Source organism: Kitasatospora sp. NPDC056181, from assembly GCF_042266225.1.
In the GTDB taxonomy this organism is placed as follows: domain Bacteria; phylum Actinomycetota; class Actinomycetes; order Streptomycetales; family Streptomycetaceae; genus Kitasatospora.
On record NZ_JBHJUK010000165.1, the window covers coordinates 1 to 17423 of the forward strand.

15 protein-coding genes and 1 pseudogene are annotated in these 17423 nt (G+C 74.7%); 6 read left to right on the forward strand and 10 right to left on the reverse strand.

All coding sequences use genetic code 11. The features are described 5' to 3' along the window. Positions 1–65: 65 nt before the first annotated feature. A complete protein-coding gene (locus ACFC1F_RS37425; protein ID WP_376165332.1) occupies positions 66–668 on the reverse strand; it encodes a DUF4396 domain-containing protein in 603 nt (200 codons plus the stop codon). Between the two features lie 133 nt (positions 669–801). Here ACFC1F_RS37425 and ACFC1F_RS37430 point away from each other — a divergent pair, with 133 nt between their 5' ends. Both ACFC1F_RS37430 and ACFC1F_RS37435 read left to right on the forward strand, forming a co-directional pair. After that, positions 802–1497, forward strand: coding sequence for a class I SAM-dependent methyltransferase (locus ACFC1F_RS37430; RefSeq protein ID WP_376165334.1), 696 nt, complete (start codon positions 802–804; stop codon positions 1495–1497). Between the two features lie 294 nt (positions 1498–1791). Continuing rightward, the gene (locus tag ACFC1F_RS37435) at positions 1792–2634 is read left to right on the forward strand and encodes an undecaprenyl-diphosphate phosphatase (RefSeq protein ID WP_376165353.1); all 843 of its coding nucleotides are present in this window, start codon (positions 1792–1794) and stop codon (positions 2632–2634) included. A 400-nt stretch (positions 2635–3034) separates the two neighbouring features. On the opposite strand, the gene ACFC1F_RS37440 is transcribed toward ACFC1F_RS37435, so the two are convergent. Continuing rightward, a complete protein-coding gene (locus tag ACFC1F_RS37440) occupies positions 3035–4549 on the reverse strand; it encodes a HEAT repeat domain-containing protein (protein ID WP_376165336.1) in 1515 nt (504 codons plus the stop codon). A 292-nt stretch (positions 4550–4841) separates the two neighbouring features. Here ACFC1F_RS37440 and ACFC1F_RS37445 point away from each other — a divergent pair, with 292 nt between their 5' ends. Continuing rightward, positions 4842–5387: a hypothetical protein gene (locus ACFC1F_RS37445; protein WP_209416231.1), complete on the forward strand. Its 546-nt coding sequence runs from the start codon at positions 4842–4844 to the stop codon at positions 5385–5387. A 280-nt stretch (positions 5388–5667) separates the two neighbouring features. On the opposite strand, the gene ACFC1F_RS37450 is transcribed toward ACFC1F_RS37445, so the two are convergent. Further along, a complete protein-coding gene (locus tag ACFC1F_RS37450; protein ID WP_376165338.1) occupies positions 5668–7152 on the reverse strand; it encodes a hypothetical protein in 1485 nt (494 codons plus the stop codon). A 473-nt stretch (positions 7153–7625) separates the two neighbouring features. Here ACFC1F_RS37450 and ACFC1F_RS37455 point away from each other — a divergent pair, with 473 nt between their 5' ends. Then, the gene (locus tag ACFC1F_RS37455) at positions 7626–8840 is read left to right on the forward strand and encodes an aminoglycoside phosphotransferase family protein (protein WP_245205953.1); all 1215 of its coding nucleotides are present in this window, start codon (positions 7626–7628) and stop codon (positions 8838–8840) included. 148 nt (positions 8841–8988) lie between these two features. On the opposite strand, the gene ACFC1F_RS37460 is transcribed toward ACFC1F_RS37455, so the two are convergent. From ACFC1F_RS37460 to ACFC1F_RS37470, 3 genes are all read right to left on the reverse strand, one after another. Beyond that, positions 8989–10278, reverse strand: a complete 1290-nt coding sequence (locus ACFC1F_RS37460) for an acyl-CoA dehydrogenase family protein (protein ID WP_376165341.1) — start codon at positions 10276–10278, stop codon at positions 8989–8991. Between the two features lie 524 nt (positions 10279–10802). Next, entirely contained in the window at positions 10803–11297 is a 495-nt protein-coding gene (locus ACFC1F_RS37465) for a hypothetical protein (protein ID WP_148641527.1), read from the reverse strand. A 948-nt stretch (positions 11298–12245) separates the two neighbouring features. Then, the gene (locus ACFC1F_RS37470; protein WP_148642235.1) at positions 12246–12485 is read right to left on the reverse strand and encodes a DUF397 domain-containing protein; all 240 of its coding nucleotides are present in this window, start codon (positions 12483–12485) and stop codon (positions 12246–12248) included. Between the two features lie 619 nt (positions 12486–13104). On the opposite strand from ACFC1F_RS37470, the gene ACFC1F_RS37475 reads away from it, so the two are divergent. Continuing rightward, positions 13105–13464, forward strand: coding sequence for a PTS fructose transporter subunit IIA (locus ACFC1F_RS37475; RefSeq protein WP_376165343.1), 360 nt, complete (start codon positions 13105–13107; stop codon positions 13462–13464). Between the two features lie 130 nt (positions 13465–13594). Beyond that, on the forward strand, positions 13595–14455 hold the full coding sequence (locus tag ACFC1F_RS37480; RefSeq protein ID WP_376165345.1) for an NAD-dependent epimerase/dehydratase family protein: 861 nt from the start codon (positions 13595–13597) through the stop codon (positions 14453–14455). Between the two features lie 78 nt (positions 14456–14533). Here ACFC1F_RS37480 and ACFC1F_RS37485 read toward each other — a convergent pair whose 3' ends face one another. The 4 genes and pseudogenes from ACFC1F_RS37485 to ACFC1F_RS37500 all read right to left on the reverse strand — a co-directional run. Further along, complete coding sequence (locus tag ACFC1F_RS37485; protein ID WP_376165347.1) at positions 14534–15604, reverse strand: lipase; 1071 nt, start codon at positions 15602–15604, stop codon at positions 14534–14536. 164 nt (positions 15605–15768) lie between these two features. Next, complete coding sequence (locus ACFC1F_RS37490; protein WP_376165349.1) at positions 15769–16257, reverse strand: NUDIX domain-containing protein; 489 nt, start codon at positions 16255–16257, stop codon at positions 15769–15771. 131 nt (positions 16258–16388) lie between these two features. Continuing rightward, positions 16389–17117 carry a NeuD/PglB/VioB family sugar acetyltransferase gene (locus ACFC1F_RS37495; protein WP_376165351.1) on the reverse strand — a complete coding sequence of 243 codons (729 nt, stop codon included), beginning with the start codon at positions 17115–17117 and terminating at the stop codon, positions 16389–16391. Between the two features lie 38 nt (positions 17118–17155). Then, positions 17156–17423, reverse strand: a pseudogene (locus ACFC1F_RS37500) (2-oxoglutarate dehydrogenase, E2 component, dihydrolipoamide succinyltransferase); the annotation flags it as partial.

Genomic DNA, 17423 nt, shown 5'->3' on the forward strand with positions numbered 1-17423 from the left:
CGCACCGACCGTCGAACGGTCGGTGCGGGCCGCAGGCGAGTTCCCCGGCGCCTCGGGGTACGGGGTCAGTGCTGGTGGTGGGCGTGGACGACCGCGTGGCCGCGGCCGCGCCCGATCATCCACTTGTTGACCGGCACGGTCAGGCCGAAGGCGAGGACGAGCGAGCCCGCCAGCGCGATCCAGAACAGCAGGTCGCCGAGTCCGGCGTCCATCGCCCCCGGGACGGTGACCATCACGGTGTTGTCGATCAGCTCCATCACGAGGATCGACACGGTGTCGGCGGCCAGCGCGACCTTCACCGCGGCCCCGACGTCCAGGCCGGCCTTCAGCACGCCGCGCATGGTGAGCGCGTAGCCGAAGACGAAGGCCAGCAGCACCGAGAGCACCACGGTCGCACCGTTGTGCAGGCCGAACGCGGTACCGAGCACCATGCCGAGGATCTCGCCGATGGCGCAGCCGGTGAGGCAGTGCAGGGTGGCCTGCGCGGCGGTCCGCCAGCTTGCCCCGCCGCCGTGCACCGCACCGTGGCCGGCATGGTCCGCATGCGCGTCGTGTCCGACATGGCCGGCGTGACCTTCGTGACCGGCCGGGTGGCCGTGGTGCTCGTGGTGCTGGTGGTGCTGGTGGCCCGCGTGCTGCTCGTGTTCGTGCTGTGCGGGGTGTGCCATGTCGTCCTCCGCTTGCTCTGGCGCTTCGTTCCTCGCTCCGTCGACGATGAATGTATACCCCCAGGGGGTATGCCGCAACCCTCGTTCCGACGCCCTCTTCCCCCTCCCGCCGACCCGTGTTCCGATGGGACGCATGACCGATGAGCGACGCAGGGGTTACGACGGCACGGGACCGGGCGCGATCACACCGGACGGGTGCGCCGTCGAGATGTACAGCCGACTGCCGGCCACGGGTGAGCCGGAGGTGATCGAGAAGGCGGTCCCGGCCGGCGCGAGCATCCTCGAACTGGGCTGCGGCGTGGGCCGGATGACGCACCCGCTGCTCGACCGGGGCTTCGCGGTGACGGCCGTGGACGAGTCCGCCGAGATGCTGGCCCGGGTGCGCGGGGCCAGGACCGTCCGGAGCCCGATCGAGGAGCTGGACCTCGGCGAGCAGTTCGACGTCGTCCTGCTGGCCTCGTTCCTGGTGCACGCCGGCGACCCGGTGGTCCGGCGTCGGCTGCTGGAGACCTGCCGGCGCCATGTCGCGGCGGACGGCTGCGTCCTGCTCCAGCGCGAGGGCGAGGAGTGGCACCTGGAGGTGCCGCGCGAGCGCCCGATCCCTCCGGACGGACTGGTCCGGATCGCCTCGTCCACACCGGTCGGCGACGGGGTGAACTCGGTGCACGTCGAGTACGAGTTCCCGGACGCGCGCTGGACCCAGACCTTCCTCTCCCGGCCGCTCAGCACCGCCGAGTTCGAGCGGGCGCTGGCCGAGGCCGGCCTGACCGTGGACGCCTATCTGACCGAGGACCGGGTCTGGGTGCGGGCACGGCCGGACACCGTCTGAACAGGGGACGAGCAGCACACGAGCACCGCACGAGCAACGCACGAGCACCGTCCGGAGAACGGTCCGGGCGGTGCGGTCGGCCCGGAGCGGGGGTGAACGACAACCCGTCACCTTCACCGCGTACCATCAGGCGCGCGCCGGGCCCTCGCGCGACCCGTGCGTCGGGCGGGACCGGCGGTTCGCATGCCATCGGCATGTGCCCCGTGCATGCCGATGGCATGCTCCCGCACCGACCACCACACAAGGACCGCTGATGCGCATCGACCGACGGATACCCCGGGCGGGTGTCCGGTGATCGAATGGTTCCACGGGGCCGTCCTCGGCCTGATCCAGGGGCTCACCGAATTCCTGCCGATCTCCTCCAGCGCCCACCTCCGGGTCTTCTCGGCCCTGTTGGGCTGGGACGACCCGGGCGCGGCCTTCACCGCCGTGACCCAGCTCGGCACCGAGTCCGCGGTGCTGATCTACTTCCGCCGCGACATCGCCTCGATCGTGAAGACGTGGACGCTCTCGCTGTTCCGGCCCGCGCTCCGCTCGCACCAGGACGCCCGGATGGGCTGGTTCGTGATCATCGGCACCCTGCCGATCGGCATCCTGGGCAAGCTGTTCCAGGACACCATCGAGACCAACCTCCGTGACCTGCGGATCATCGGCACCACGTTGATCGTGTTCGGCCTGATCCTGGCGGTGGCCGACCGGACCCGGGCGGTCCGGAACGCCAAGCCGATCACCGATCTCACCCTGCCGCACGCCGCCGGGTACGGCTTCGCACAGGCGCTGGCGCTCATCCCCGGCGTCTCCCGCTCGGGCGGCACCATCAGCGCCGGCCTCCTGCTCGGCTACAGCCGCGAGGCGGCGGCCCGGTACTCGTTCCTGCTGGCGATCCCGGCGGTGCTCGCCTCCGGCCTGCTGGAGCTGTTCAAGATCGGCGAGGGCCCCGCCCCGGCCTGGGGACCGACCGTCCTGGCGACCCTGATCGCCTTCGTGGTCGGCTACGCGGCGATCGCCTGGTTCCTGAAGTACATCTCGAACAACAGCTTCATGCCGTTCGTGGTGTACCGCGTGGCGCTCGGCATTCTGATCATCGTGCTGGTGAGCATCGGCACTCTGGCGCCCGACGCCGGGGTCGTGAAGTAGAACGCGGTTCCAGCGCTTCCACCCAGCAGTCCAACCCCCGGCGATTCAGCCCGGCGATTAAGCCCGGCAGCGCCGTCCAGCGGTTCCACCCCACCGGTCCCCTCGTACCGACAGCAGCGGGCCGGGGCACCTCTTCAGGTGCCCCGGCCCGTTTCGTCGTCCAGGAAGCAATCCGGCCCCCGAACGACGCGGTAGCAGGCCGGCGGCGCGCGGCCGCAGCTCGGCCGCAGCTCGGCCGCGGCACAGAGGCGGCACACAGCCGGCTCAGGACCGCAGGCGGCTCAGGCTCACAGGTGGGCCAGGCACACGGGCGGCTCGGGCACGTGGCCTCGGCCCCCGTCCCGGCCCGTAGGCGGCTCGGGATTGGCCCCGGGGCGCCCGTGGCGCCCCCGCCGGGTGGCTACCGGCTGCGCTCGCGGGCGGCGGTCAGCCGGCCCCGCACGGCGGCGTGGACCTCGGCCTCCTCGGCCGGATCGGCGGCGAGCCGGCGCAGGCGCTCCAGCACACGGGCGTCGCCGGTGGTGGCGACGTGTCTCGCGGCGAGCTCCCGGGTGGACTCCTCGCAGTCCCAGAGGCACTCGACGGCCGGGCCCTCGGGGAAGTGCACGTCGGTCGCGGCGAGCGCCTGGGCGGCGCGCCCCCGCAGTTCGGACGAGGCGGCCTCGCCGTAGATGTGGCGCAGGACGGGGACGGCTTCGGCGGCGGCAAGCCGCCCCGCACCGTCGACCAGCGCCCCGAGCCCGGAACCGGTGCCCGTCACCCCGCGCACCGAGATCCAGCGGCGCAGGCCGGCCACCACGAGGGGCGCGTCGCAGGGCTCGCCGGCGTCGGCGAGCAGCTGGACGGCGGCCTCGCCGAGGGCGCTGTCCGCGCCGCCGGTGGTCGGATCGGCCCAGCGGCGGGCGTGGGCCAGCACCTCGGGGCCGCGCATCCGGCCGAGCAGCTCCAGTGCGGCGCGCACCATCCGGTCGTCCACGTCGGCGGCGGCGGCCTCGATCAGGCCGGCGGCGGCCGGGTCGCGCTGGTCGACCAGGTAGCGCAGCGCTGCCCGGCGGGCGCCCGGCAGGCCGCTGCGGGCGGCCTCCAGCACGGCCGGACGGTCCTCGGGGCGGACCACGGCGGCCAGGCAGCGCGCGGCAGCGGCGGCGCGGCGGTCCACGGCGTCGGGGCCGGTGAGGTCGCCGGCCTCGCGGGCCGGTTCGGGGCGGTCGGGCTGTCGGGCGAAGGCCCCGGCGCTCAGGCCGCCCAGCTCACCCTGGTCGGCCCAGGCGAGCACGTCGGCGGTGGACCAGCCGGGGGTGACACCGCTGCGGTTGAGCTGGCGCTGCCAGAGGTCGAAGGGGGACTGCTCGCTCGCCGCGGCGACCCGCGGGTGGTAGGCCGCCCAGAGCCGCCACGGCCGCGGCTCGTACGCGCCGCGGATGAACTCGCGCAGCTCGGCGTCGCCCTCGGGGCCCGGCGGGAAGCGGTCCAGCACGGCGGTGCCGAGCAGCAGCAGGCCACGGTCGTCGTCCCGCAGCGCGAGCTCGTCCAGGGCCCAGGCCCAGTTGGTGCCGGTGGCGGCGTACTCGCGCAGCATCAGCAGCGCGTCGCGCCGGCCGTAGGCGGCGAGGTGGCCGAGGACGGAGAGGGCGAGGCCCGTGCGGGTCTCGTCGTCGTCGAGGAGGTCCTCCGGGTCGTGGAGGTGGTCCTCGATGCCGCCGAGCGGCGCCTCCAACTCCATGTAGAGGCGTGCGTAGTAGAGGGAGCGGTTCTCGACCTGCCAGTCGGCCCTCGGGTCCCTGGTGACGCACTCCTCCAGCGCGGCGATGGCCTCGGTGCGGTCGGCGGCCAGCGCATGGAGCTGCCCGTCACCGCGGCCTCGCTGAAGGAGGCCGAGGAGGCTGGCACTGGGTGCTATCACTGGCTCGAACATGAGGTCAGCATCCGTTGCGGCGGTCGTAGTGGCAACGGGATTTCCGTCGCCGGGGTCACTGGTCGGTACTGCGGTGGGCGCCCGGGCGCCGGAATCACCGAAGGTTACCGCCTCGGACACCCCGCCGCACACAGGGCAATGGACCCTTCTGTCCGTTTGGCATATGCCGGAGGAATTTTGCCAGAGATCTGCCCAAATCCCCCGCAGGGGTGAGGTCGCTGTGCGACAGTCTTCTCACCACCCGGACAGGCTGTAACGCCACCGTCACTCGATCATCGGAAACGTCATGAACATGCCCAGCACCACCGGCCGCCCGCCGGGCACCGCCGTGGCGGACGGGCCGGCGGACAGCCGGACGGCCGGCGGCGCCCGGACCGCACCGGGCACCCCGACGGGCCGCCCGGCCGACGGCGGGGCGGGCACGGGACCGGAGACCGGGGCGGCCGACGACGCGGTGGACGGCAGAGTGGACGACAGAGCGCACGGCACGACACAGGCGCCGTCCGGCCCCGGAGTCGGCTCGGCCGAGTGGGACCTCCTCACCGACGACATCCGGTGGTCCGACGAGGTGTTCCGGCTGCTCGGGTGCGACCCGGGACGCGGCCCGCTCAGCCTCGACCGGCTGCCCGACCGCGTCGACGAGCCGGACCGGCCGCAGCTGCGCCGGATGATGACCGACGCACTGGTCCACGGACGGCACGCCTACGGCACCCTCCAGGTCCGCCACCCCTGCGGCGGTCGCGGCGCGATCGAGTGCGCGGGCGAGCCCGTGCTCGGCACCGACGGCACCGTCACCGCACTGCGCCTGCTGCTGCGTCCCGTCGTCGACCACCGCTGAACCACCGGCGGCACCCGAACCGCCGACCACGCCTCGGCCAACGGCCCACGCAGGACGACACAGGCCGACGCGGGCCCGTCCCGGCCCAACCCCGGACCGGATCCACGGACCGCCGAGCCGCCGTACGAGCAGGCCGCTGACACCGCCGTACGCCCGAGCCGCCGTACGAGCAGGCCGCTGACACCGCCGTACGCCCGAGCCGCCGTACGAGCAGGCCGCTGACACCGCCGTACGCCCGAGCCGCCGTTTCCCTGGACGACCGGACCACCGGCGGGCCGGCTCAGGCGAGCTTCGGCCGGTTCTTGGCGTCCGCCTGCCGCAACTCCCGCCCCAGCTCCGCGCGGAGCTCGTCCACCACCGGCATCCCCCGGTAGCGGGCGGTCAGCCGGTACATCTCGCGCAGCCGGTCCCAGGTGCGGTGCGAGGAGTTCTGGCCGATCAGGTTCATCACCATCTTGGCCTGGAACTCCGCCGCGTCCGGCTCACCAGTGAGCCAGTGGACCGAGGCCAGGGTGATCCGGTCGAACAGCGCCGAGCGCAGCTGGCCGGTGCCCTCCCGGAGCTCGATCACCCGCTCGGCCTGGTTCCGGGCCTGCACGGCCGCCGACGGGTCGTGCTCGGCCAGGGTGCGCAGCACCAGCGCCTGCATGCCGCGCAGCTCCGCCTCGTCGAAGACCTGCATCCAGGACGGCGGCGGCTCGGGGACGTCCTCGGCGAAGAGGTCCTCGGCCTCGCCGAGCAGCCGCCAGGTGTCCTGGGAGTGCCCGATCGAGGCGTGCGCCCAGGCCTCCACGGTGTTGAGCATCGCCCGGGTTCTGGGCAGCACCTGGCCGCCGCCGGCCTTCGCCGCCGACATCAGGTCGAGCGCGTCGTCGGCCCTGCCGAGGTGGACCATCTGCCGGGCCGCGCGCGAGATCGCCTCGCCGGCCCGCGGACGGTCGCCGGCCTCCTTGGCCGACTCGGCGGCGATCACGAAGTACCGCTGCGCGGTGGGCTCCAGGCCGACGTCGTGCGACATCCAGCCGGCCAGCACCGCGAGGTTGGCGGCGACCAGCCACAACCGCTGCTCCACTGCGGGACTGTGGCGGTGCGTCAGGAGCCCGCCCACCTCGTTGAGCTGGCCCACCACCGCCTTGCGCTGGAGGCCGCCGCCGCGGGCGGCGTCCCAGGCGCGGAACACCTGCACCGAACGCTCCAGCGCCTCCACCTCGTCGAGCCCGACCGGGCCCGCGTCGTACACGTCCACCACCGGACGGGCGGCGCCCTGCCCGGTGACCACCGGTCGCGGCCCGGGCACGGAGGCCGCGTACGCGACCGCGTCCCCGCCCAGCCAGCCCTTCAGGGAGTCGGCGACGACCGCCCCGGCCGTGAGCGCGGCACCCGCGCCCACCAATCCACGTCGGTTCAGCATGAGGTCCATTCCCGTGAACTCGGTGAGGACCGCGGCCGTACGATCCGGCTCCCATGGATGTGCTGCGGGCTGCGCCGCTCCGGTCCTGGTGGGCCGGTGTCGTTCCAGACCGAGGTCCTCAGTGGTGACGACACGGCCGAGCCGCTCCGTGAACACGGCTGCCAGCACCCTCGGCACCGGATCGCGCGGGATCTCCCCCTGCTCGATCCACCGCCGGACCCGCGAGGTGTCGGTGGACAGCTGCTGCTGTCCGATCGCGGCGCCACGCCTGTTGACCAGCCGCGCGAGCTCGCCCTTCGACCATCCGGTCAGGACGAACAGGTCGGCGAGTCGGGTGTTGGGTTCCCTGCTCACGTGAAGCCCCCAGGTTCCTCGGCTGGTTCGAGGCTAGAGGCTCCGTCATGTGCCAGGCGAGCATTCGCCAGGCTTCGCCAGGGTCCGCCACATTACCAACCAGTGCCGTCCGGGTGTGATGTAGAGGTGCGCCACCTCGCCCCTCGGGTCGGGCGGCGCCCCAGGCCACGGCGGGGCTCCCCCGCCCGTGTCAGGGGGCGTCCCCGGTCCTCACCCGAGGGGGTGGCGCGGCCGGGTGGCGCGGGGGCGCCGGGCACGGCCACGGCAGTCCGGCCGACCGCATTCCCCAGGGTGCGGACGGTCGGAACACCGCCGCAGCAAGGGGCTTCGGCCCCGCGTCCGTGCCCGGCGCCCGCGCTCCACCCACCGCACCGAAGACAGGGCCGCCGTCACGCCAGGAAGCACGCGGCACCGGCCCTCCCCGCACCGCGGGGCGCACCCGCCGACGGACAGGAAGGGACCTCCCTCACCCCATGTACCCCTCAGCGACCTCCCCCTCGCCGACCGCGACCCGCACCGCGCTGCGCCCCCCCACCGCAGCCACCGGCCGTCCCGGCCCCAAGCAGGTCCCGCCGCCGAGCCGCCCTGCGGCCCCGCGCGGCACCGACGGCCGGTCCGCGGACGCGCGGGGCCAGGCCGCCCGTACGGCACTGGGGTTGCGCGCCCCCGACTCCGTCCTGCCGGGAGGCGCACGGATCCCGGCCGCCCGGCCGGGCGACGGCCGGATGCTGCGTCAGCCGATGCGGCCCGGGCAGGCCGGCGGCCCCGAGCGGATCGACCCGTCGGCGCTGCAGACCCCGGCGGTCCGGGCCGCGCTGGCCGGCGTCGCGCGGATATGCCCCGCCTTCACCCCGCGCCAGGTCCTGCGCGAGGGCAGCCGCCACATCCTGGTGGCGGGCACCATCGGGCGGGCGCCGGTGGTCGCCAAGTGCCTGGCGCCGCAGGCGGTGCGGAGTGAGTACTTCGAGCAGCTGGTGGCCGACTTCCACCACGAGGTCGCGGTGTACCGGGCGTTCGTCCGGCACCGTCCGCCGGTGCGGCTGCCCCGGCTGGTCGCGGCCGACCACGACCGCTGCGTGCTCGTCGTGGAACGCGTCCCCGGCCGTCCGGCCGCCCGGGAGCGCCACCCGGTCAACGCGCCCACCCCGGGCGAGGTCCGGGCGCTGCTCACCGCCGTCCGGACGCTCAACCTGTGGCGGCCGCCGACCGACGTCTTCCAGCCGCGCCTGGACTACCAGTTGGAGATCGCCCGGTACCACTCGGTGGGCCAGCTCACCGACCGGGACGCCGGCGACCTCCGCGGCCTGCTGCACGGCCTGGGCCACACCCCGCTCCAGCTCTGCCACGGCGACGCGCTGCTCAGCAACATGCTGCTGGCGCCCTCCGGGCCGGTGCTGGTCGACTGGGAGCAGGCCGGCTGGTACCTGCCCGGCTACGACCTGGCGGTGCTGTGGAGCGTCCTCTCCGGGGACACCGCGGCCCGCCGCCAGATCAGCCAACTCGCCCAGAGCGGCGGCACGCTGGCCCGGGACGCGTTCCTGGTCAACCTGGTGCTGGTGCTGATGCGGGAGATCCGGCTCTACGACGTGCCGGGGGCGGGCGAGGAGCAGCGGATCATGATCCGTCGGCTGTACGACGACGCCGCACTGGCCCGCCGTGCGGTCCGCGCCGCGGTCGGCACGCGCTGAGGCAGGCGTCCGCCGCTGGGGCGTCCACCACCGAGGCGTGCGCTGTCGAGGGGTGCGCTGCACCGAGGGTGTGCCGCCTGCACCGAGGGTGCGCCGGCTGCACCGGGTGCGCTGAGCGCCCGTCAGGCCTGCTGACGGGGCCCGGTCCTCAGGGCCGGGCCCCGCGGTCGAGGGCCGCCCGGCCGACGGTGTCCAGGACGGCCTCGTCCGGGGCGAAGTGCACCCGGCTGCTGAGCACGTCGCGCAGGTAGCGTTCGAGCGGGTGGCGCCGGCTGAGGCCGGGGTTGCCGGTGAGCGCGACGGCCTGCTGGACGGCGGCCGTCGCGGCCCGGGTGACCAGCAGATGGGCGGGCCCGGTCCGGGCGACGGCGTCCGGCTCGCCCCTGTCGACGCGCGGGGCAAGGCCGTTGACCAACTCCTCCGCGCCGATCAGCTGGGCCTCGATCTCGCCGAGCGCGCAGCGGTACCGGAGCAGGCTGCCGAGCGGCTCGGTCAGGTTGGCCGGCGTGCGCTGGTGCAGGAAGCGCACCAGCCAGTCCTCGGCGGAGCGGGCCACCCCGAGCGCGATCGCGGAGAGGGCCAGGTCGTGCCAGGCCCGGGTGAGTTCGACGGCCGGCACGGTGGAACCGACAACTCCGCTTCCCGAAGGGGTGGTTCCGGCCACCGCGGAGGCGGTTCCCGAAGAGCCGGTTCCGGTTCCCGAAGGGGCCGTTCCGGCGGCGGACTTCGGTACCGCGAGCCCGAGGGCGAGCTCGGCCGGCACCCGGACGGAGTCCAGCACCACGTCGTGGCTGGCACTGGCCCGCAGGCCGAGTTGGTCCCAGGTCGGGTCGACCTCGACGCCCTCGCTCTCGCCGCGGACCAGGAAGGTCCCGACCCGCGGCACCGGCTCGTCGGTCCGTGCGGTGATCGCCATCCAGGTCAGCGCCTCGGCGCCGGCGCAGTACGTCTTCCGGCCGGTGAGCAGCCACCCGTCGCCGTCCCACCGGGCCACCGTGGCCGGAACCGCACCCCCGTGAGCACCGCCCTGGCCGCCGGGCTCCGCGTGCAGGGTGCTGACCAGCGCGGGCCCGCGACGGGACTCCGTGAGCAGCCGCCGGTAGCCGGCCGTCGGCCAGCTCGCGAGCCGGGCCTGTTCGGCGTGCCGGAGCAGGGTGAACGCGGTGACCACGGCCACCGAGGCGTCTCCGCGCCCGAGTTGGGCAAGCACCCGGACGGTGTCGGCGAGCGTGCCGCCCGGCCCGCCGTACCGCTGGGCGACGGTGAGGGTGAGCAGTCCGGCCTCGTGCACCGCCTCGATGCCCTGGTACGGGAACGTGGCGTCGCGGTCGTGCTCCTCGGCCCGGGCGGCCAGCAGGTCGACGACCCGCGGCAGCCCGGCGAGGGCGGTGGCGACGGGCGACTGGTCGGCGGCGACGGCGGTCGCGGTACTGGTCATGGTGCTGGTGCCTCCGGGCGGCAGCGTGGGCTCGGCAACTGCGGGCGGCACGCCGGACGGGGCGCGCGGTACCGGGTTGGCGGCACCGGAGGTCAGCGGAACGCCCGCCCCCGGATCGGCGCCGACCGCTCGGCCGGCCGCCCGCCGCCTCGGGGACGAGTCCCCCTCAGTGGCCCGGACACGCCGCGCTGGCGGTGCGCCGCAGGTCCAGATAGCTGCGGCGGGTCAGCAGCGGGAGACGGCACGACATGTTCGCGACTGTACGAAGCGGTGATCGAAACCGTCAAGCAGCGCCCGGGGCGCGGGACGGCCCCGCCGCTCCCGCCCGTCCCCCCGATTCCCGGCGCCTCCGAGGCCCCCAACGCCCCCAAGCTCCCCGGCCCCACCCGATCGGGAATCCGGCCGGGAACGAAAGCCGGCAGGACGGGCCGAAGCGGGTACCGCGGGCGAAGCGGACACGGAAGTGGACACGAGGGAGCGAAGCGGGCACCAGGGAGCGAAGCGGACGCCGGGGGCGGCGCCGGTCAGCCCTGCTGGAACATGTCCGCCGGGAGCGGCTTGAGCAGCTGGTAGAGGTCGTCCGAAATCGGTCGGTCCCAGGAGGCGATGGTGACCTGGACGCCGTCGCTGCGCCCGAACTGGGAGCAGAACACCCGACCCTCGCTGACCTTGACCTTCTTCACGATCAGCAGGTCGTCCCCGAGCATCACCGGGAAGTCCTCGGCCGAGACGAACTCGACCGGTTCCTCGTTCTCCAGTGCCGCGAGCAGCTGCCGGACCTCGAAGGGCACGTCGTCCCCGGTGTCGCGGGCCGGCGAGCCCTCGGGGAGATTGCCGATGAACATCGCCGGGCCTCTACCGCCGAACAGGTCGTAGCGCAGGAAAATCCCCTGGCAGGAGCCGTCCGGACCGGTCATCATGGCCGCACCGAAGTCGCCGGGCCAGTCGCCCGGGTCCATCGCGAGCACGTCGAAGTCCGGGCCGGCGGGCTGTCCGGAGCGACGGCGGAGAAAAGACATGGGAACATCGTACGTGCCCGGCACACCGCTCTCACGGGGTGGGTGGGGCACCGGACGGAGATCCACGCTCAGAGACCAATGTTGACTCTGAGCAACCGTCCGGGCTACGTTCGGTTCAGCACGACGGCCGTTCTGGGTTTCACCCTCCGGGGGGACGGCATGTCGCAACGCGGCCCTACACGCGTATCCCTCACTGTGCACATCGTCGTGCCGATCCGCCGAGCACCCAGCTTCGTCGTCGCACACCGCACAGCACAGCGAGCACAACACACAAGCCAACAGTTCCATGCCACACAAGCAAGGTCCGCGGGGCCCCGGCCCGTCGCTCCCGCGGATCTGCTCGGGACGCCGCCGCGTGGGGGCGTGCGGGTCCCGAGCACCCGGTACCGACTCCGAGTCGCTCTCGGCTTCGGTGCCAGCCTCCCGGCGACTGCCGGCCCCCTTGTGGGGTCGGGAACGGCCGACGCACCCCCGGTGCGCAGGGGATGACTGGGAGGCAGGCCTGGCAGCACTGCCGGGCTGCACAGCAGGCGCCGTGTCTGGCCGCGTGGGGGCGGTGGGCACGGCGTCTGCCTGTGCTCATACTCTGAGCTGCGTTTGTCTAACAGTCAACAGAAATAATGACGGGGTACGCTCAAACGAGATCGGACCGATGCACCCCCGATGCACGAGCGCGCGCCGGGGCGGGCCCCCGACCGGGGCCCGTCCGGTATCCGGTGTCCGGCGCCCTCGGGAACCGGCCAGGGCGAGGCCTTGGGAACAGGCACGCGCGAGAATCCGGGAACAGGGCCGCATGCGGCCCTGGGAGAGGCCCGGGTCTCGGAGAGGTCCCGGGACTCGACTGAGGCCTCGGGCTTCGGGCCTCAGGCCTCGGGCCTCAGGCCTCGGGCCTCAGGCCTCAGGCCTCAGGCCTCGGGCGAGGCCCCGGACAGGTCCTGGTGCGGGACCTCAGGTGAGGTCGAACTCCCCGTCCCGGGCGCCGAGCACGAAGGCCCGCCACTCCCCCGGCGTGAAGACCAGGACCGGGCCGTCCTCCTGGCGACCGTCCCGCATACCGATGTACCCGTCGACGAAGGCGATCTGGACGTCCCCGACGCCCTGGCTGCTGCACAGCCAGGTGGCCCCGCTGAAGTCGACCTTCGGCTTCCCGTTCGGTGCGAGCTCCGGTGCCGCGCCGGGCGCCGGCACTCCACCCACCCCGGCCACCCCTGCGGCCGATTCCACGTCAGTCCCGATGTTGGCTGCCACTACTGGTCTCCTCCCGACGGTCTTCCGGGGCCAGCCTAGCCATCGCCGCCGCGCCGGTCAGCGGGTTGCCGAGGACTCCCCCGACCGGGGCGGAGGCCCGGCCCCCGCCCCCCGGGCATCACCCGTGTGCTGCACGCCCACCCCCCGGCGCGAGCCCCGCGGAGCGTGTCCCGCGCGGGCGGGCGGCACGGGAGCTGCCAGAGTGAGGGAAGCCCGAACCGCGAGCCCGAACCGCGAGCCCGAACCGCGAGCCCGCGCCGCCACCCCGTACCCCCACCCCGTACCCCCGCCCCGCATCGCGAGCCCGCACCGCGAGCCCGCACCGACGAGACACCACCCGCACCCCGCATCCCCCACCCCGCGCCCACAGGAGCAGCCGATGAGCCGCCGGGACGGCACCCGCGCCGATGTCATCCCCATCTCCGAAGCCCCCTCGGCCCACCCCCCGGCGCCCCGCACACCGCCCTCGCGCACCCCGCTGCCACGTCCGACGCCCAGCCGGCCACCCACACACGGGCGGGTCGGAATCGTGCTGGTCTCGCACAGCCAGGAGCTTGCCGTGGCCGTCCGGGCCCTGGCGCTCGCACTCGCCGACTCCGACGCTCCCGCCCCGGTCGCCGGGACCGGGGGCGACCTGGTCTCCGGCCCCGGCATCAGTGCCGTCCTGGTGGCCGCCGCCACCCGCCGGGTCGACCAGGGCCACGGCGTGGTGATCCTCGCCGACCTGGGCGGCGCGGTGTCGACCGTCCGCGCGCTGCTCGCCGACGCCGACGAGCACGGCCTGCCGTTCCCGGTCCGCTTCGCCGACGCCCCGTTCGTGGAGGGCGCGGTCGCGGCCGTCGCCACCGCCACCGCGGGCGGCGACCTCGCCGCGGTGCTGGACGCCGCCGAGGAGGCGTACCGCCAGCACAAGGACTGAGCCCACGTCACCGCCCCTTCCCCGCGGGGTACTTCTCGGCGTTCCACCCCACGGCAGGTGACCGCCCGGCTACCATCGGGCAGGACCGGTCGGCCGGGCGGGCCGGACGGTCGGAGGGGGAACCTCAGCCATGCGCGTGGTCGTCACCGGCGGGGCCGGATTCATCGGAGCCAACCTGGTCCGGGCCCTGCTGACCCGCCCCGAGGTGGACCAGGTCCGGGTGGTGGACAACCTGTCCACGGGCAGCAAGGCCAACCTCGCGGGCACCGGCGCCGTCCTCCTGGAGGGCAGCATCCTCGAACCCGCCCTGCTGGACGAGGCGTTCACGGGCGCCGACGCGGTGGTGCACCTGGCCGCGCCACCCTCCGTCCCGCGCTCGGTGGCCGACCCGCTGGCCAGCCACCACGCCAACGCCACCGGCACCCTGGAGGTCCTGGAAGCGGCCCGCCGGGCCGGCGGTCTGTACGTGGCCGCCGCCTCCTCGTCCTCGGTCTACGGCGCCAACCGCGAACTGCCCAAGCGCGAGACCATGCGCACCGCGCCGATGAGCCCGTACGCCGTGAGCAAGCTGGCCACCGAGGCCTACCTGGCGGCCTTCCACCACTGCTACGGGCTCGGCGTGCTGCCGCTGCGGTTCTTCAACGTGTTCGGCCCGCTCCAGCCGGCCGGTCACGCCTACGCCGCGGTGGTGCCCGCCTTCCTGGACGCGGCGCTGGCCGGGCGTCCGCTGACCGTGCACGGGTACGGCGGCCAGAGCCGGGACTTCACCTACGTCGGTGCCGTCACCCAGGTGATCGCCGAGGCGGTGGTCCGACGGGTGGTGCACGCGCTCGGCCACCCCGTCGAGGTCGCCCACACCGAGCCCCGGCCCGGCGACGTCCGGGACTCCCAGGCCGACGACTCCCGGCTGCGTGCGCTCTTTCCGGACATCCGGCCGGTGCCGCTGCGCGAGGGGCTGGAGCGCACGGCGGAGTGGTTCCGGACGCTCTGAGGCATCCCTCGGAGCACGGCGGCCGTGCGCGGAGGAGGGCGGCCACGGAGCACGGCGGCCGTGCTCCGTGGCACCCCTTCAGGGCGTGGCCGCGGCGGAGGCGAAGGGCCCGCCCGGGCCGAAGGCGAGTGCGGCGAACCGCTCGCCGATCCGCCGGTGCCCGGCCGGCTTCGGGTGCAGCAGGTCGCCCAGTCCGTCGGCGTCCTCCGGGCCCAGGAGCGCGAGCCCGTCCAGGTGGTGCAGGTGCGGGTCGGTGGCCGCCCGGGCGGCGGTGATCGCGGCCAGCTCGGCGCGGACCACCTCCAGGGTGAGCGCACCCGCAGCGGTGTCGGCGGGGTCGCCGAGCGCCGTGAACCGGCGCCCGTCCGCCGTCGGCTCGTACCCCGCCGGCCCCGGAGTCCGTTCGAACGGCGGGCAGAACAGCGGGGAGACGACCAGCAGCGGGGTGTCCGGGTGCCCCTCGCGGACGGTGTCCAGGAAGCCGTGCACGGCCGGGACGAAGGTGCGCCGGCGGAACGACGCCGCCGTGATGACGTTGATCCCGATCTTGAGGCTGATCAGGTCGGCCGGCTGGTCCCGGACGGTGCGGGCGGTGAACGGGTCCAGATGGGCGTTGCCGGCCAGCGAAAGGTTGAGCAGGTCGACGCCGGCCCGCCCGGCGGCGATCCACGGCCAGACGTCGGCGGCCGAGTCCGCCTCCGGGGCCTGGCTGATCGAACTGCCGTGGTGCAGCCAGCGGAGCCGCCCGGTCGGCCGGGGCGGGTGGACCGGGGCGTCCGCGCGCAGCGCGACCAGCTCGACGGAGGTCCACTGCGGCAGCCACAGCTCCACCTCGCGCCCGCCGTCCGAGGCCCCCGGGTCGAACCGCAGGACGGCCGGGCCTCCCGCCGCCGGCAGCGCGGCCCGGCCGACCCGGACACCGTCCAGCATCAGCTCGACGGCGCCCGGGTACGGGGACTCCGGCGGCGCGTGCAGGGCGAGTTCGAGCACCGTCGCCGCCGTCCGGAAGGCCAGCCGCACGCCGGACGGCATCATCGCCACGCGGCGCAGCGCGTCGCCCGGGGCCTGCGCGCCCGTCCATGCGGGCAGCCGCCAGGGGCGCAGGCCGACCGCCGTGCGCTCCAGGTGCAGCGCGCCGCGGAACTCCACCGGCCCGTCGGACAGCGGGACTTCGGTCAGTCCGGGCGGGGCGGGTCGTCCGGGTTCTGCCGGCTGCGCGGGTCGTCCTGGCGGGGCGGGTCGTCCGGGTTCTACCGGCCGTGCGGGTCGTCCGGGCGGGGCGGGCTGTGCGGTTTCTGCGGCCGGGTCGCCGGTCACGGGCGCTCCTTGCCGTCCCACTCGAAGAGGGTCGCCCCCTGGGAGTCCCGGGCCTGGCGCAGGCACTCGTGCTCCTGGTCGATCATCGGCGGCAGGTCGTCCAGGTCGAACCAGCCGACGGCGAGCGACTCGTCGTCGTTGACCCGGGCCTCGCCACCGACCGGGCGGCAGCGGAAGACGAGCACCAGGTACTGCGTCACATCGCCGTTGGGGTAGGTGACGTCGTCCGTGACGCGCACGGCGGCGAGCACCTCGGGGACGACCTCGACACCGGTCTCCTCCAGGCACTCGCGCACCACCCCGTCGGCGGGCTGCTCCCCCGGTTCGAGGATGCCGCCGGGCAGCGCCCAGCGGCCGTCGTCGGCCCGCTGGGCGAGCAGCACCCGGCCCCGGTCGTCGAAGACGACGGCAGCGGCGGCACTCAGCCAGAGCTTGCGGGTGCCGACGAGGGCGCGGAGGTCGGCGAGGAAGGTGGGAATGGCCATGCCTCGCACCCTATCCGGCGTCAGGAAGCGGATCCGGGGACCGGGAGCCGGGGACGGGAGCCTGGCATCCGCGAGGCGGGGTGTCCGCCGCCGGCGAGCCGGGGCCTGGCGTCCGCGGCCGGGACCTGGCGTCAGGGGCGGGCCGCCCGGAGCGTACGGGCGGGCGAGCCGACCACCACCTCACCGGGCGGGACGTCCCTGGTCACCACGGCGGCCGCGCCGACGAAGGCACCCGCGCCGATCTTGCGGCCCTGGAGGACGACGGCGTTGCTGCCGACGGTGGTGTCGTCGGCCAGCAGCACCGCCCCGGACACGTTGCCGCCCGGGTAGACCGTCACCCGCTCGCCGAAGACGGTGTCGTGGCCGACGGTCGCGTTGTAGTGGACCTGGCTGTGCGCGCCAAGGCGCACGCTGCTGGATACGTACGCGCCCCCCATGACCAGACAGCCCGGCTCCAGCACGGTGTCCGGGGCGATCAGCGCCCTGGGGTGGACCAGGGTGGCGGGCGCCGCCCCCCGGGCGTCCAGCACGGCGGCGAGCCGCTGTCGGACGGCCGGGTCGGCGATGCCCACCAGGTAGCGGACGCCGGGCGGGATGTCGGCGGGCCTGCGGACGGGCAGGCCGCGGACGGTGGCGCCGTGCTGCCGATCGTCCAGGAAGCCCGCTACCGGGACGCCGGCCGCGAGCGCGGTGTCCAGCGCCTCCCGGCCGACACCGCCGGCGCCGGCGATCCAGAGTTCCGGCTGGGCCTGGTGGGGCTCATGGGGCTGGTAGGCCTGGCAGGCCTGGTGGGACTCATGGGGCTGGTAGGCCTGGTGGGGCTCGTGGGTTCGCCCGCTGGTGGTGGCCGTGGCAGTCATGACGTCATCCTGCCCGCTCCCCGCCCCGGCTTCCGGGTTCAGGACGCCTCCTCGACGACGGTGCGGACGGGCTGCGCCAGCCGGGGCCCGGTGGCCTGCCGGGGCAGGCTGATGGTCTTGGTCGGGAACGGGGCGACCACCGCGGGTGCGGTCAGCGGCGCCGGTGCGGTCATCGGCGCGGCATACGCGACCGGGGCGGCCGGGGGGACAGGGGTGACAGGTGCGAACGAGGCAGGCGTCTCGGCGGGTGCCGCGGGCGTCTCGGTGGGCTCGGTGGGCTCGGTGGGCGCCGGGAATCCGGGGTTG

Coding starts and splice junctions, on each gene's coding strand:
- ACFC1F_RS37455 (WP_245205953.1), top strand. CDS start 7,626: ATGTACCCCTCAGCGACCTCCCCCTCGCCGACCGCGACCCGCACCGCG.
- ACFC1F_RS37495 (WP_376165351.1), bottom strand. CDS start 17,117: ATGACTGCCACGGCCACCACCAGCGGGCGAACCCACGAGCCCCACCAG.
- ACFC1F_RS37460 (WP_376165341.1), bottom strand. CDS start 10,278: ATGACCAGTACCGCGACCGCCGTCGCCGCCGACCAGTCGCCCGTCGCC.
- ACFC1F_RS37425 (WP_376165332.1), bottom strand. CDS start 668: ATGGCACACCCCGCACAGCACGAACACGAGCAGCACGCGGGCCACCAG.
- ACFC1F_RS37440 (WP_376165336.1), bottom strand. CDS start 4,549: ATGTTCGAGCCAGTGATAGCACCCAGTGCCAGCCTCCTCGGCCTCCTT.
- ACFC1F_RS37480 (WP_376165345.1), top strand. CDS start 13,595: ATGCGCGTGGTCGTCACCGGCGGGGCCGGATTCATCGGAGCCAACCTG.
- ACFC1F_RS37445 (WP_209416231.1), top strand. CDS start 4,842: ATGCCCAGCACCACCGGCCGCCCGCCGGGCACCGCCGTGGCGGACGGG.
- ACFC1F_RS37430 (WP_376165334.1), top strand. CDS start 802: ATGACCGATGAGCGACGCAGGGGTTACGACGGCACGGGACCGGGCGCG.
- ACFC1F_RS37490 (WP_376165349.1), bottom strand. CDS start 16,257: ATGGCCATTCCCACCTTCCTCGCCGACCTCCGCGCCCTCGTCGGCACC.
- ACFC1F_RS37465 (WP_148641527.1), bottom strand. CDS start 11,297: ATGTCTTTTCTCCGCCGTCGCTCCGGACAGCCCGCCGGCCCGGACTTC.